Raw genomic sequence first — 13,606 nt, 5'->3', positions numbered from 1 at the left:
ATTTTGTGCGGCCCCGTACTGTGCGGCCCCGTACTGCTTGCGTACTGCCGTCACACGGTCGCTGAACTGGGCAGACACCTTCATTGTGACCCGCCGGGACCACCACGGGGTCAACCGATCGGTTGACCCGGGTGTCGGTCGAGTCGCGCGCCGCTGCGAGCCGGTACGTCGAGGGGTGGGCCCCGGATGCGGCCACAGGATTGAGGGCAGAGGCAAGCATCAGCCCCAGGCCCCAAGCCCCAAACACCCCTCGGACCCACCGAACCCGCCTCGCACCTCACCCTCACCCTCACCCTCACACCAGGAGCCCCCATGCAGAAGCTCTCCCGCCGCACCCGCGTCCTCACGATCGCCGCCACCGCCGCCGTTCTCGGCGCCGGTACCTTCGGCGCCGTCTCCGCGAGCGCCGAGTCACCGGCCGCCGCCCCCAAGGCCGCCGTCACCGCCGACGCGGGCAACAAGAACCTCACGCAGTCGACGCACCTCACCGTCGCCGCCGCCACCAAGGCCGCGCAGGCCACCCTCGACGCCGCGAAAAAGGAGAACCAGCGCGTCTCCGTCGCCGTCGTCGACCGCAACGGCAACACCATCGTCGAGCTGCGCGGCGACGGCGCGGGCCCGCAGTCCCCCGAGTCCGCCGTGAAGAAGGCCTACACCGCCGTCTCCTGGAACGCGCCCACCTCCGAGCTGACCAAGCGCCTGGAGCAGACCCCGAACCTGAAGGACATCCCCGGCACGCTGTTCCTCGCGGGCGGCGCCCCGGTCACCGCCAAGGGCGCGCCCATCGCGGGCGTCGGCGTCGCGGGCGCCCCGAGCGGCGACCTGGACGAGAAGTTCGCGAAGGCGGGCGTGGCGGCCCTCGGCCGCTGAGGCTCGTGCCGAGGCTGTTCCCGGCCCGTACGACGACAAGGAGAACGCACATGTCCACCGTCGATCAGCGGCTGCTCGACGCCGCACGGGCCGGTGCCGCCGCGGAGGTGACCGCCGCCCTCGCCGCGGGCGCACGCGTCGAGGCCCGGGACGCCGAGCTGCGCTCACCCCTGCTGCTCGCCGCCCTGGGCGGCCACGTCGAGGCGGCCGAGGTGCTGGTCGCCGCCGGCGCCGACGTCAACGCGCAGGACCACAGGGCCGACAGCCCCTGGCTGGTCACCGGGGTGACGGGCAGCGTCGCGATGCTGCACGTGCTGCTGCCCGCGGGGCCCGACCTGAAGCTGCGCAACCGCTTCGGCGGGATCTCCGTGATCCCCGCCTCGGAGCGCGGCCACGTCGCGTACGTACGAGAGGTGCTGCGCGTCACCGACACCGATGCCGACCACGTCAACGACCTCGGCTGGACGGCCCTGTTGGAGGCCGTGATCCTCGGCGACGGGGGCCGCGCGCACCAAGAGATCGTGGAGTTGCTGCTGGCCGCGGGCGCGACGCCGGATCTCGCCGACCGGGACGGCGTCACGCCGCTCGCGCACGCGGAACAGCGGGGCTTCGCGGAGATCGCGGAGTTGCTCAGGGACGCGTCGTGAGGAGGCACCGGAGGCACCGGAGGCACCCGCCCAGGGCCGCCCTCGGTGGGGCCGCGGCCCTCCTCGCCGCAGGCTTCCTCGCGGGCTGCGACACCGGCCCGGACGGTCCCGCCGCCCTCCCCGCCGCGACCGAGACCCCCGAAGGCACCCTCCTGGTGGCCGACTTCGGCTCCGACACGGTGACCTTCGTAGACCCCGAAAAGGGCCCCGTCGACTCGGTGAAGGTGGGCAAGGCACCGTACGGCCTGGTCGTCGGGAAGGACGGCCGCGCCTGGGTGGCGACCGCGGAGGGCGTCGCCGTCGTCGACACGGAGCGCCGCGAACGCGTGGACCGCATCCCGTACGAGACGGAAATCCCGTACGAGACGGAAATCCCATACGAGGCAGGGTCGGGGACAGAGACGGGGTCGGCCACCACCGGCGAGTACCGCGGCGGCGGCATGGGCATCGCCCTCGCGCCGGACGGCGAGCACGTGTACGTGGGCGTCAACGTCCCCGGCGCCAAGGGCACGCTGGAGGTCATCGATACGGACGAGCGCGAGGTGACCGACACCGTGCCCGTGGGGCGCCGCCCCTTCGACGTCGACGTGTCCGAGGACGGCCGCGAGGTCTACGCGACCGGCCACGACTCCTTCGACGTGACGGTCGTACGCGCCGACTCGCTGAAGCCGCGCCGCATCGAGGTCGCCCCCTACGGCACGGAGGGCGGTCTCGGCTCCTGGCTGAATCCGCACTACGCGGCCGTGCGGCCGTCCGACGGGCGGCTCCTGCTGCCTTTCGAGGGCGAGCGGCTCGTCGTGCTCGATCCGCGCACCGGCGAGTACGACGTCGAGAAGACGACCGCGAACACGCATCAGCACGGCGTGACGGTCGCCGACGACGGCACGCTGTTCGCGGTCGGCACGGGGCCCATCGACCCGGACACCGACGAGGGCCCCTCGCTGACCGTGCGGGCCGCGGGCGGTAAGGAGCGGGTGATCCCGCTGGACGGTCCGCACGAGGACGTCGCCGTGTCGCGGGACGGCCGCACCGCGTACGTCACGGGCGGCTTCACGCGTGACGGCTATTGGAACGGCATCTCGGTCGTCGACACGGACGACGGGACGGTACGCCGACTCCCCGCGGGCGAGCGGCCGTTGGGCATCGCGGTGCTCTGACCAGCAGGTACCCGGCAGGTACCCGGCAGGTACTTAGCAGGTACCCAGTAAGTATGGGGCCCGGCGTGGACCCCGGTACGGACCCCGGCACCGAGCACCCATACCGCCCCCGCCCGCACATTTGCCGCATAAGATCACCCGGTGGACCTGCGATCTCCGGCCGTGCGAGCCGCCGCCGTCACCTGCTCCCTCGCCCTGCTCGCCACCGTCAGCGCCTGCGGCACGGGTGTGGACGGCACCCCGGGCGCCGACGGCGTGCGCGACCCGTACTTTCCCAAGCTGGGCAACGGCGGGTACGAAGTGACGCACTACGGCCTCACCCTCGGCTACGAGCCCGACTCCCGGCACCTCACAGGGACCGCCGAGATCACCGCCCGCGCCACCAAGAACCTCAGCTCCTTCACCCTCGACCTCAAGGGCCTGGACGTCTCGGGCATCACGGTCGAGGGGGAGGCGGCCCGCTTCCAGCGGGCCGGTCAGGAGCTGCGGGTCCGCCCGGCCGACGAGCTCGACCGGGGCGAGACGTTCCGTGCGAGCGTCCGCTACTCGGGCACTCCGGAGACCATCACCGACGCGGACGACGCCGAGGAGGGCTGGCTGGAGACCGAGGACGGCGCGCTGGCGCTCGGCGAGCCCACGGGGTCCATGGCGTGGTTCCCCGGCAACCACCACCCGAGCGACAAGGCCTCGTACGACATAGAGGTCACCGTTCCCGAGGGCCTCAAGGCCATCTCCAACGGCGAGTTGACCCGCGAGTCGACCAAGGGCGGCCGCACCACCTTCGCCTGGCACAGCGCCGAACCGATGGCGAGCTATCTGGCGACCGTGGCCATCGGGAAGTTCGAGATGAAGACGTCGACGACGGACGACGGGCTGCCGGTCGTCACCGCCGTCGACCCCACCCAGGCGAAGGCGAGCGAGAAGGTCCTCGCGAGGATCCCGGACATCCTGGAGTGGCAGGAGTACAACTTCGGCCCCTACCCCTTCTCCTCGGCGGGCGCGATCGTCGACCGCGAGGGGGACGCGGGCTATGCCCTGGAGACCCAGACCCGCCCGGTCTTCCCCGGCGCCCCCGACACCGACCTCCTCGTCCACGAGCTGGCCCACCAGTGGTTCGGCGACTCCGTCACGCCCAAGACGTGGCGGGACATGTGGCTCAACGAGGGCTTCGCGACGTACGCGCAGTGGCTCTACGAGGAGGACCACGACGGCGACAGCGCGCAGGAGACCTTCGACGCGCTCTACGAGGGCGACTACTACGACGACGCCGACGACAACGAGGCGATCTGGGACTTCCCGCCCGCCAGGCCCACGGACGCCGCCCACATCTCGGACCCGCCCGTCTACGACCGCGGCGCGATGGTCATCCACAAGATCCGCCAGGCGGTCGGCGACGACGCGTTCTACGACATCGTGCAGGGCTGGACGAAGACGTACCGGCACAAGAACGCGGACACCGCGGACTTCACGGAGTACGTCGAGCAGCACGCGGGCGGCGAGGAGGCGCGGCGGAAGGTCGGCCGCATCTGGGGCGACTGGCTGTACGGGGACGGAAAGCCGGACCACCCCTGACGGCCCGCTTCGCACGGCCCAGTCCGACGGCCCCTGCTACTCAGTGCTACTCCGTGCTACCCCCTGCTACTCCCTGCTGCGCCCTGCTACGTCCTGTCCGCCGCCGCGGTGGCGCGCAGCTCGCGCAGGCGGCGCCACTCGCCGACCGCGGCCCAGGCCGCGCAGCCGAACGCGCCCACGTAACAGGCGATCCACCCCGACCGCTCCTGCGGATCGATCAGCTGGTCCGCGGTGAGGACGGCGAAGACCACGGACGAGAAGAGAGCGCCGTAGAACTTCTGGCGCGTGACACGCTGTTGCCTGCGCGGGCCTTCGGAGAGACGCAGGGCGTAGATCTCGGCGTCACCGAAGACGTCCTCGGCGCGTCCGTCCTGCGGGGCCGCGGCGAGGTGCTGCCGGACCTCGCGCACATGGCCGCGGGCCTCGGCGGCCGTCATGCCGTGCCGCCCGCGCAACAGGTTCTCCAGGCGGGCCAGCCACCGGTCGTCGTCGAGGCCGCCGGACGGGCGCGCGGGGGTGAACCAGCGGTTGACGCGCTCGTCGGGGAGCAGGAAGGCGGCCACCATCCACGCGACGCCGAGCAGCATGAGCGCGGGCGCGGGCACGCGGAACAGCCGCTCCTCGGAGAGCGCGGTGGCGAGGGTGATCCCGCCCACCAGCGCGGCGGCCGCGCCCGCCAGGAACGCCCACATGCCCCGGAGCAGCCCTGCGGCGCGGGCGACGAAGGCCAGGCACCCCAGCGTGGCGCCCAGCGCGATCCCGGCGAAGCCCGCGAGCGAGGACCGGCTCACCGTCACCCACAGGCCGTCCTGGATCCAGTAGAGCCCGAAGACGCCGAGCAGGATGAACCCGAGCGACCCGACGGAGGCGGTGACCCGGTCCCCGGGTTGCATGCCATGCGTGTCGATCCCGGCCCGGTACTGCTCGCTGACGCGTTCGGCGGCGACGGTACGGGCGTACGAGGCCGGGTCGCCGAGCACGTCGGCGGCGGGCTGCCCTGCCTCGGCCACGAGCTGGTGGGCCTCGGCGAGCATCTCCTCGGCGAACCCGACCGGCACGTCTTCGTCGAGGGCGAGCCGCACGTGCACGGCGTCGGCCCACTCCTGGTCCTGGTCGCGAGCCCAACTGAGTTCAGGCGTATGTGTCTTGCTCATCAATGTCCCCCTTCGACCTGCGCCGGGAGGAGCGAGGCGACGGTTCGGGAGAAGTCCCCCCAAGCGGCCTGGTCACGCCGCAGCCTCGCCCGCCCCTCCTCGGTGATCCGGTAGTACTTGCGCCCGGGCCCGCCCTCGCCGGCACCCCACTCGACCTCCACGGCACCTTCCTCTTCGAGGCGGGTGAGCGCTGGATAGAGGGTTGCTGCCTTGACGCCGTCGAGCCCGGCGTCACCGAGCCTGCTGAGCAGGGCGTACCCGTAGCTCTTCGGCTCCCCGTCGAGGATGCCGAGCAGACAGAGGGGGAGCGCGGCACGGGTCCATGCGGTGGGTGGAACGGCCACGGTGCTCTCTCCTTCGCCGTTGCTGGGCCTACTCGGCTCACTCGATCTACTCGGCTTACTCGGCTTTCCCGACTATTCAAGTATCCAGAATAGTCGGGAGTTTGTAAATCCTGGCCTCCGTGTGGTTCGGCCAGGATGCGGGTGTCCATGCGGGTGGTTGGGGAACCGGTGTGCGTGACGGCGTTGGTGACGACTTCGGAGACGAGGGTGCGGGCGGTGTCGACGAGCTCGGGCCTGCCGGTCAGGGTGAGGAGCAGGGCGATGGTGTCGCGGCAGATCTTGGGGGAGAGGGGGGTGTTGGGGGTGGTGAGGTGGTACGTCTGAGGGGTGGCCGGGGACTCGTGCGGGTGGTCCATGGTCGTCAACTCCCGTTTTCCGTTGCTGGGTTGCTGCCCGGGGCCACCGTGGCTCGGCCGCCTTGCGGCGGCTGCTCTGCGGTTTCACTGACGTCCGGAGTGGCTGTAGGCGTGACGCTCGGGAACCAAGCCCAGATCAGCCACATCGAAGCAGGCCGTTGGGGTGTCAGTGCCGAGCGGGTACGTCAGCTGGCTGTGAACTACGAGGCATCGAACGCCGAACTGGTCGAAGCGTTGTGCGCGATGGCTGAGGAGCGAGGCAAGAGATGGTGGAGCGATTACCGGAGCGTGCTCGCCCCGGGGTTCCTGGACGTTGCCGAACTTGAGCACCACGCGACGTATCTGAGGTCCCTCCAGACGGTGACCCTGCCGGGGCTCCTACAGGCCGAGGGCTACGTACGGGCCATCTATGGCGGCCACCTCCCCCAACTCCCGTCTGAGGAGCTCGATCTGCGCGTGGAGTTCCGGATGAAGCGGCGCCGCATTTTCGAGCGGGACGAGCCGCCCCGGTTCGAGGCGCTCATTCACGAGGCGGCACTGCGCATGCGGTTCGGTGGGGCCCAAGTGGCGCGGACGCAACTCGGCTACCTCCGGGAAGCCTCCGAGTGGCCGACCGTAACCGTGCGCGTCATCCCCTTTGCCAGCGAGCAATTCATCGAGGTCACCCAGCCCGTGCTCTATGCGGGTGGCCCGATGAGAGAACTGGACACGGTCCGCCTGGCCGGCGCTCTGGGCGGGCGCAGTCTGAGCACGGACGCAGGGCTCGAAAAGTACCGTGCGCTGCTCGACGTCGCGGACCGAGCCGCACTCAGCGTCGAGAAGTCCCGGCAACTCATCCACGATATCGAGAGAGCGCTGTGAATACCTTCCCCAAGGCAGCCCTGTGGCAGAAGTCGTCCTACTCAGGGGCGGGTGACGAGGACTGCGTGGAGGTGGCCCGTCACGAGGCCCGAAACCTGCTCCGCGAAAGCGACACCCCCGACGCCACGCTCACCGTCACCCCCGAGGGCCTCGCCGCCCTGATACGCACGTGCAAGGCCGCGAATTAGCCGACCAACGGAGACGGGAGAGGTGAATGGTGCGGCTGGCGCAACGGTCCGCCGCGCACCTGGAGATGCGGGACGGCTACAGGCAGTCCGCCCCGGAGTGCATCGCCATCGCCATCGCCATCGCGAGAGAACTGTGAGAGCCCACCCCATGACCGTTCAGTGGCAGAAGTCGTCCTTCTCCGGGGCCGGAGGAGAAAACTGCGTCGAGCTGGCCCGGCACGCGCCCCACACCCTGGTCCGCGAAAGCGATACCCCCCACGCGACCCTCACCGTCACACCCGACGGTCTCGCCGCCCTGATACGCACGTGCAAGGCTGAACGTTGGACGCCCGGTCAGGAGACGGAGACGGCGTGCAGCTCCGTCTCCATCAGGGCCCGGGCCTCGCGTCCGTAGACCGCCGACTGCTCAAGAAGCCGGAACGCCCGCTCGTAGGCGTGGACTTCGTCCTCATCCGTGATGGTGAGGCCCGCCGAAAAGTTCTCCACCTCGACCCGTCGCCCGTCGAAGATGGAGAAGGCATGCCCCGGGTAGAGGGCCAGTTCCGCCCGCGCAGGGATGATGCCGAGCCTGAGGCCCGGTACGTCCAGCGCACCGATGAGCCGCTTCAGCTGTCCCCTCATGACCTCCGCGCCACCAAGATTCGTCCGCAGCGCCTGCTCGCCCAGGAGTGTGTGATACGTACGTTCCCCTTGCCCGAGGAACTGTGCGCGGGAGGTGCGACGCACCACGCCTTCCTCCACGTCGTCGAGGGTCTCGTGGAAGTCCACGACCCGCTGGAAGACGGCTCTGGCGTAGTCGGCGGTCTGGAGGTTGCCCCAGATGATGTTCGGACAGTAGTGGTGCGAGTGCTGGGTCCTGCGGACGAGTTCCAGGAACGCGTCCTGCACCGGCCCGGTGCCCTCCTGGCGGGCCTTGTCCCACGTCTTGTGTTCACTGCCGGACGCTGTCATGCCCAGGAGTCTTCCCGTGGTCATGCACGGTGTGAACCTTAAATCCCTGCAGGTATCCGCAAGTTCCATGCATGACGCGGAGCTTTCTGGCCCAAGGCTGGAAGGTGTTGGACCAGGAGCGGTTGTCGAAGCTGGAGCTGCCGGACCACGAGACTGTCGTGGAGATTCCCCGACGCATGCTGCAGTTCTTTCCGGAGGTGAACGGTGGCGGAGTCGCCCACGTTTGAGGAGTTGTTCCGGCTGGCGCGACGGTCCGCCGTGCACCTGGAGATGCGGGACGGCTACATGCAGTCCGCCCCGGACTACATCGCTTGGCGGGAGGGCGCGAGGGACACGTCTCGCTCCCTGGACCGGGAGGAGAGCGCATGGCTCTCGCTCATGCGGGAGATCACCGGCCGGGGCGTCGAGGTGCGCCGGGCGAGGATCGTGTCGGAACCCGTCACCGACTACATCCGGTTTGAGCACCACGTAACGGCCGGGAACGTTCAGGCGGGGGAGCAGGTCCGGTGGCTGCCCCGGCGCCGGGCCTCGGATCTGGCGCTGCCGGGGAATGATTTCTGGCTGTTCGACGACAGCCTGGTCGTGTTCCTGCATTTCACCGGGGACGGGGAGCTTTCCCCCGACGGGGATGAGGAGCGTACGACGGATCCTGCCCAGGCCCGGCTGTGCTCCACGGCTTTCGAAGCTGTGTGGGGTCGGGCCGTTCCGCACGAGGAATACAGGATCTTCTGAAGGGCGCGGCATCGGTCGGCGGGGCGACAGTGCCGCACCAAGGCCTCAGTGCGGCACGGAAGCCTCAAGTGCGGCACGGAAGCCTCAGTGCCGCACCAAGCAGAACGGGTGCCCCGCCGGGTCCCCGTACACCCGCCACCCACCGCCCCCGGACTCCGCGTCAAGGACCGTCGCGCCCAGCGACAGCACCTGCTCATGGGCGGCCTCCAAGTCGGTGACCTGGAAGTCGAGATGGAACTGCTGAGGTGCGGCCGGGTCGGGCCAGCGCGGCGGGGTGTACGGGGTTACGCGCTGGAAAGACAGGATCAGGCCCGTGGGCGTGTGCAGGGTCGACCAGTCGGCGCTGATGGCCCAGCGGGGGTCCGGGCGGTTCACCGTGCCGCCCAGGAGGGCACCGTAGAACTCCGCGAGGGGCAGGGGGGCGGGGCAGTCCAGGACCACGCACTGCAGGTTGGCGATCATGCGGTGAGCGTAGGGCGGGTTGTGGGCGGTGCAGGGGGCAGGGGGTGCGACAGAGGGCCCCGGCGGCAACTGCCGTCGGGGCCCTCCGGTGTGTCAGTCGGTCACGTCGTCTCAGACGTTCACGTCAGACGTCCACGTGAGACGTCCACGTGAGACGTCCACGTGAGACGTCCACGTGAGACGTTCACGTCAGACGTTCACGCCGAAGTCCTGCGCGATGCCGGTCAGGCCCGAGGCGTAGCCCTGGCCGACGGCGCGGAACTTCCACTCCGCGCCGTTGCGGTACAGCTCGCCGAAGACCATGGCGGTCTCGGTGGCGGCGTCCTCGGAGAGGTCGTAACGCGCGATCTCCGTGCCACCCGCCTGGTTGAGGATGCGGATGTACGCGTTGCGGACCTGGCCGAAGTTCTGCGAGCGGTTCTCGGCGTCGTAGATCGAGACCGGGAAGACGATCTTCTCGATGTCGGCCGGCAGGCCCTCGAGGTTCACGTTGATCTGCTCGTCGTCGCCCTCGCCCTGGCCGGTGACGTTGTCACCGGTGTGGACGATGGTCTGGTCCGGCGTCGCCTTGTTGTTGAAGAAGACGAAGTGCTGGTCGGAGAAGACCTTGCCCTGCGTGTTCACCGCGATCGCGGAGGCGTCCAGGTCGAAGTCGGTGCCAGTGGTGGTGCGGACGTCCCAGCCGAGCCCCACGGTGACGGCGGTCAGGCCCGGAGCCTCCTTGGTGAGCGAGACGTTGCCACCCTTGGACAGGCTTACTGCCATTGTTGGGAGTCCCTTCCCTCGTTACGACGCACCGCCGCCCTGTGCGGGCAGTGCGTACGGGCTTCGTACTGGGGACGAAGCTACCTTCACTCCTACCAACGCCGACCGGGGTCCCCAAGGTTCCACTTGGCTTTACTTTCTTTACTCGCCTCTTTTCGCGCCCCGGTTTCGCGCCCGGCTTCGCGCCCCGGGAAAAAGAGCGTGACGTGAGCCCGACAGGCGCGGGACCATGGAGGCATGTCCGGTCCCTATGTAATCCGCGGTTCGGTCTCCCTGCCGGAGGCCGAGCTCATGTGGCGTTTCTCGCGGTCGTCCGGGCCGGGCGGGCAGCACGTCAACACCAGCGACTCCCAGGTCGAGCTGCGGTTCGACCTCGCGAACACCGACGCGCTCCCCGATGTGTGGAAACAGCGCGCCCTGGAGCGCCTGGCCTCCCGGCTCGTCGACGGCGTCGTCAGCGTGCGGGCGAGCGAGCACCGGTCCCAGTGGCGGAACCGGGAGATGGCCGCCACCCGGCTCGCCTCCCTGCTCGCCGAGGCCACCGGCCCGCCGCCCAAGCCGCGACGCGCCACGAAGATCCCTCGCGGGATCAATGAGCGGCGTCTGCGGACGAAGAAGGCGCGCAGCGAGACGAAGCGGGGGCGGTCGGGGCAGGGGTGGGGCTGACCCCGCCCCGTCAGGGGCGCGGGGAAGGGCGCGGCCGGCCACGAACAAGCCGCAGCCGCATCTGCCGGGATCCCGGCAGTCGCGGCTGCGGCTCATTTCGTGGTTGCTCGCGCCGTTCCCCGAGCCCCTGACGGGGCGGGGTCAGCCCAGCTGGCGATAGCGGCCCCGGAAGTACAGCAGGGGGCCACCCTCCCCGCTCGGGAGCGACGCGGTCAGGACCCGGCCGATCACCAGCGTGTGGTCGCCCGCCGTCACCGTCTGTTCCGTGCGGCACTCCAGTGTCGAGAGGGCGCCGCCGACCAGCGGAGCGCCCGACGCCGCGCCCCGCGCGTACGGGATGTCCTCGAAGAGCAGGCGGTCGCTGATGCGGCCCTTCATGGCGAAGCGGCCCGCGATGTGGCGCTGGCTCTCGGCCAGGACCGAGACCGCCCACAGCGGCTGCTCGGCGAGCAGGTCGTCCATGCGGGAGCCCTCGCGCAGGCTCACCATGACCAGGGGCGGGTCGAGGGAGACGGAGAGGAAGGCCGTGGCCGTCATGCCCACGTCCTCGCCCATCGGGGCGCTCGGGTCGTCCGGGTCCAGGCCGGGCTCGCGCGCCGTCACCAGGACCACGCCCGCGGCCAGCCGGGACATCGCCGCACGGAACTCGTCGTTGCTCACACCGTCAGCATGCCCACCCGATGACGGGTGGCGTGGGGAAGGCGGGGCCGGGAAGGTCTTGAGTACATGAGCCACGTCATCGAAGCTAGCCCGTGCGCACCGCCCAAAACATCGGGCTGTGGGCCCAGATCGGTCCTAGGTCCGAAGGTCCGACGGCCGGGTGCCCGGCCAATGCCAGGCCCGCGCCGGGCCCACCGACCAGGCCTGGCACGCAGTGCCGCCCACGCGGTGGACTAGTCCAAGGGACTGGACCAACGGCGGCTTCCCATCTGTGACTTGACTCACAGGAGCCATATTTTGTTGACCCTGTGTACCGAGTGAGCAGCTCGCTGTGATTCAGTGACGGTGGCAATAAGACACTGAGGGCACCAAAGGCACAAGGGCACAGAAGAGCCACTGCCACACGAAGTACGGGCACGAAGTACGGGCACGGGCACGAAGTACGGGCACGGGCACGGAATCACTGCGGGCGCTGCGCATCCTGGAGTTGCTGTCGAGGTCTCGGGGAGAACGAGCATGGAGACCGAGTCGGAGCCGTACGTCCGTCTTGCGACCCTGCGGCAGCTGCACCAGGTGGTAGCGGAGCTGAATACGGCCCGGAGCCTGGCGGACACGCTGCAGACCGTCGCCGACGGCGTCGTCAACGGCCTTGGCTATGAGCTGGCGTGTGTCAATCTCGTGCGCCCGGACGGCGATCTCGTCGTCGCCGCCTTCGCGGGCAACTCCTCCGCCGAGGCCCTCATCACCGGCCGCGTCGGCTCGCGCGACGCCTGGGAGCGCCGCCTCGCCATGGGTGAGGCCTGGGGCGCCCTGCGCTTCATCTCGTACACCGAGGGCTGGGTCCTCGACGACGACGACGTCCCGCAGTGGTACACCGAAGGACCCGAGCCCCGCTTCGAGGACGAGTGGCACCCCTCCGACCGCCTCTTCGCCCCCATGTACGCGACCGGCGCGGCCGGCGGCGAACTGCTCGGCGTGATCTCCGTGGACCGGCCGCGCAACGGCCGCAGGCCCGGCGCCTGGGGCCGCGAGGCCCTGCAGATGTACGCCTTCCAGGCCGCCATCGCGATCAGCAACGCCCGCCTCCGGGCCAACATGCAGCGCGCCCTGGTCCGCCTGGAGCGGGAACAGCAGGCACTGCGGGCCAGCGAGGAAAGCTTCCGGCAGGCCTTCGAGTACGCGCCGTCCGGCATGGCCATCGCCGAGATGGGCGGCGACCAGCACGGGCGGATCCTGCGTACGAACGACGCGCTCTGCCGCCTCCTCGGCAGGCCCGCCTCCGCCATGCGGCGCTACTCCTTCTCCGACCTCGTGCATCCCGAGGACATCGGGACGCTCCTGCGCACCTCCGCCGAGGGCGGCCGCGCCGAGCTGCGGCTCGCGCGGCGCGACGGCACGTACGTATGGGTGTCGCTGCGCAACTCCGTCGTCGCGGACGCCGCCGACGGGCCCCGCTTCCTGCTCACGCACGTCGAGGACATCGAGGAGCGCAAGCGCCGCGAGCTCCAGCTCGCCCACCGGGCCAGCCACGACTCCCTCACCGGCCTGCCCAACTCCGCCGAGCTGCGCGCCCGGCTCAGCGCCCGTCTCTGTCGCAGGCCCCACGCGGGCCAGCCCAGCGCCGTGGACTCCCTCGACGCCGCGTACGAGCACGGCTTCGACTTCGGGCCCGCCGCGCACCAGCCGGACGACGGGTTCGACCACCACGTGCACACCGTCGCCCCCGAGGGCGGCGACGGCGACGTGGACGACGGAACCAAGGGTCTCGCCGTCCTCTTCTGCGACCTCGACGGCTTCAAGTCGATCAACGACAGGTTCGGCCACCACACCGGCGACGCCGTCCTCATCGAGGTCGCCCGCCGCCTCACCCACGCGGTCAGGGACGGGGACACCGTGGCGCGGCTCGGCGGCGACGAGTTCGTCGTCCTCGCCGACGGGCTCGGCCGCGCCGACGCCCAGGACCTCGCCGTCCGGCTGCGGAACGGCATCATCCCGCCGATCCGCGTCGACGGCAGGGCAGTCCGCGTAGGGGCCAGTTTCGGCATCGGCTGGGCGCACTGCGGGATGTCGGCGGACGAAGTGTTGCACTCCGCCGACCAGCGGATGTACGTGGAGAAACGGTCCCGTGCCAAACAGCACCGGCGGGCCGGATAGCGGCCTGGATGAGGCCGACGCCACCCCTTGGGCCCGTGTGGACCGGGTAGGCTCCCCGCGTCAGCGA

17 protein-coding genes are annotated in these 13,606 nt (G+C 70.2%); 11 read left to right on the top strand and 6 right to left on the bottom strand.

The features are described from left to right. Window positions 1–312 precede the first annotated feature (312 nt). The 4 genes from ABZ953_RS13345 (at window position 313) to ABZ953_RS13330 (ending at window position 4,246) form a co-directional block, all read left to right on the top strand. The gene (locus ABZ953_RS13345) at window positions 313–870 is read left to right on the top strand and encodes a heme-binding protein (protein WP_361721537.1); all 558 of its coding nucleotides are present in this window, start codon (window positions 313–315) and stop codon (window positions 868–870) included. A 50-nt stretch (window positions 871–920) separates the two neighbouring features. Then, window positions 921–1,517, top strand: coding sequence for an ankyrin repeat domain-containing protein (locus ABZ953_RS13340; RefSeq protein WP_361721534.1), 597 nt, complete (start codon window positions 921–923; stop codon window positions 1,515–1,517). Then, complete coding sequence (locus ABZ953_RS13335) at window positions 1,514–2,674, top strand: hypothetical protein (protein ID WP_361721531.1); 1,161 nt, start codon at window positions 1,514–1,516, stop codon at window positions 2,672–2,674. The genes ABZ953_RS13340 and ABZ953_RS13335 overlap by 4 nt, the downstream gene beginning before the upstream one ends. Window positions 2,675–2,869: 195 nt before the next feature. Further along, complete coding sequence (locus ABZ953_RS13330) at window positions 2,870–4,246, top strand: M1 family metallopeptidase (protein WP_361721912.1); 1,377 nt, start codon at window positions 2,870–2,872, stop codon at window positions 4,244–4,246. Window positions 4,247–4,332: 86 nt separating this feature from the next. On the opposite strand, the gene ABZ953_RS13325 is transcribed toward ABZ953_RS13330, so the two are convergent. Together ABZ953_RS13325 and ABZ953_RS13320 are read right to left on the bottom strand one after the other, a co-directional pair. After that, complete coding sequence (locus ABZ953_RS13325; protein WP_361721528.1) at window positions 4,333–5,400, bottom strand: hypothetical protein; 1,068 nt, start codon at window positions 5,398–5,400, stop codon at window positions 4,333–4,335. Then, on the bottom strand, window positions 5,400–5,744 hold the full coding sequence (locus ABZ953_RS13320) for a PadR family transcriptional regulator (protein WP_361721525.1): 345 nt from the start codon (window positions 5,742–5,744) through the stop codon (window positions 5,400–5,402). Before ABZ953_RS13320 ends, ABZ953_RS13325 begins: the two co-directional genes overlap by 1 nt. 551 nt (window positions 5,745–6,295) lie before the next feature. Between ABZ953_RS13320 and ABZ953_RS13315 the strand changes: the two genes are divergently transcribed. The 3 genes from ABZ953_RS13315 (at window position 6,296) to ABZ953_RS13305 (ending at window position 7,543) form a co-directional block, all read left to right on the top strand. Beyond that, a complete protein-coding gene (locus ABZ953_RS13315) occupies window positions 6,296–6,961 on the top strand; it encodes a DUF5753 domain-containing protein (RefSeq protein ID WP_361721522.1) in 666 nt (221 codons plus the stop codon). Next, entirely contained in the window at window positions 6,958–7,149 is a 192-nt protein-coding gene (locus ABZ953_RS13310) for a DUF397 domain-containing protein (protein WP_361721519.1), read from the top strand. Before ABZ953_RS13315 ends, ABZ953_RS13310 begins: the two co-directional genes overlap by 4 nt. Window positions 7,150–7,297: 148 nt before the next feature. Then, the gene (locus ABZ953_RS13305) at window positions 7,298–7,543 is read left to right on the top strand and encodes a DUF397 domain-containing protein (RefSeq protein ID WP_361721516.1); all 246 of its coding nucleotides are present in this window, start codon (window positions 7,298–7,300) and stop codon (window positions 7,541–7,543) included. On the opposite strand, the gene ABZ953_RS13300 is transcribed toward ABZ953_RS13305, so the two are convergent. Next, window positions 7,483–8,124: a DUF5753 domain-containing protein gene (locus tag ABZ953_RS13300; RefSeq protein WP_361721513.1), complete on the bottom strand. Its 642-nt coding sequence runs from the start codon at window positions 8,122–8,124 to the stop codon at window positions 7,483–7,485. The two genes, ABZ953_RS13305 and ABZ953_RS13300, sit on opposite strands and share 61 nt — an antisense overlap. A gap of 47 nt (window positions 8,125–8,171) precedes the next feature. Here ABZ953_RS13300 and ABZ953_RS13295 point away from each other — a divergent pair, with 47 nt between their 5' ends. Continuing rightward, window positions 8,172–8,327: a hypothetical protein gene (locus ABZ953_RS13295; protein WP_361721510.1), complete on the top strand. Its 156-nt coding sequence runs from the start codon at window positions 8,172–8,174 to the stop codon at window positions 8,325–8,327. Beyond that, window positions 8,305–8,832, top strand: a complete 528-nt coding sequence (locus ABZ953_RS13290) for a DUF6879 family protein (protein ID WP_361721507.1) — start codon at window positions 8,305–8,307, stop codon at window positions 8,830–8,832. Before ABZ953_RS13295 ends, ABZ953_RS13290 begins: the two co-directional genes overlap by 23 nt. A gap of 84 nt (window positions 8,833–8,916) precedes the next feature. Here ABZ953_RS13290 and ABZ953_RS13285 read toward each other — a convergent pair whose 3' ends face one another. Next, on the bottom strand, window positions 8,917–9,294 hold the full coding sequence (locus tag ABZ953_RS13285; RefSeq protein WP_361721504.1) for a VOC family protein: 378 nt from the start codon (window positions 9,292–9,294) through the stop codon (window positions 8,917–8,919). A gap of 189 nt (window positions 9,295–9,483) precedes the next feature. Beyond that, window positions 9,484–10,059, bottom strand: coding sequence for a TerD family protein (locus ABZ953_RS13280; RefSeq protein ID WP_361721501.1), 576 nt, complete (start codon window positions 10,057–10,059; stop codon window positions 9,484–9,486). 237 nt (window positions 10,060–10,296) lie between these two features. Here ABZ953_RS13280 and arfB point away from each other — a divergent pair, with 237 nt between their 5' ends. Then, window positions 10,297–10,725, top strand: a complete 429-nt coding sequence (gene arfB, locus ABZ953_RS13275) for an alternative ribosome rescue aminoacyl-tRNA hydrolase ArfB (protein WP_361721498.1) — start codon at window positions 10,297–10,299, stop codon at window positions 10,723–10,725. 141 nt (window positions 10,726–10,866) lie between these two features. Here arfB and ABZ953_RS13270 read toward each other — a convergent pair whose 3' ends face one another. After that, a complete protein-coding gene (locus tag ABZ953_RS13270) occupies window positions 10,867–11,385 on the bottom strand; it encodes a flavin reductase family protein (protein ID WP_361721495.1) in 519 nt (172 codons plus the stop codon). Between the two features lie 516 nt (window positions 11,386–11,901). On the opposite strand from ABZ953_RS13270, the gene cdgB reads away from it, so the two are divergent. After that, complete coding sequence (gene cdgB / locus ABZ953_RS13265) at window positions 11,902–13,539, top strand: diguanylate cyclase CdgB (protein WP_361721492.1); 1,638 nt, start codon at window positions 11,902–11,904, stop codon at window positions 13,537–13,539. Window positions 13,540–13,606 lie beyond the last annotated feature (67 nt).

This window comes from Streptomyces sp. NPDC046465 (assembly GCF_040646035.1).
In the GTDB taxonomy this organism is placed as follows: Bacteria; Actinomycetota; Actinomycetes; order Streptomycetales; family Streptomycetaceae; genus Streptomyces.
The sequence above is the reverse complement of the archived record's forward strand: the minus strand, read 5'-3'. Positions and strand labels throughout refer to the sequence as shown.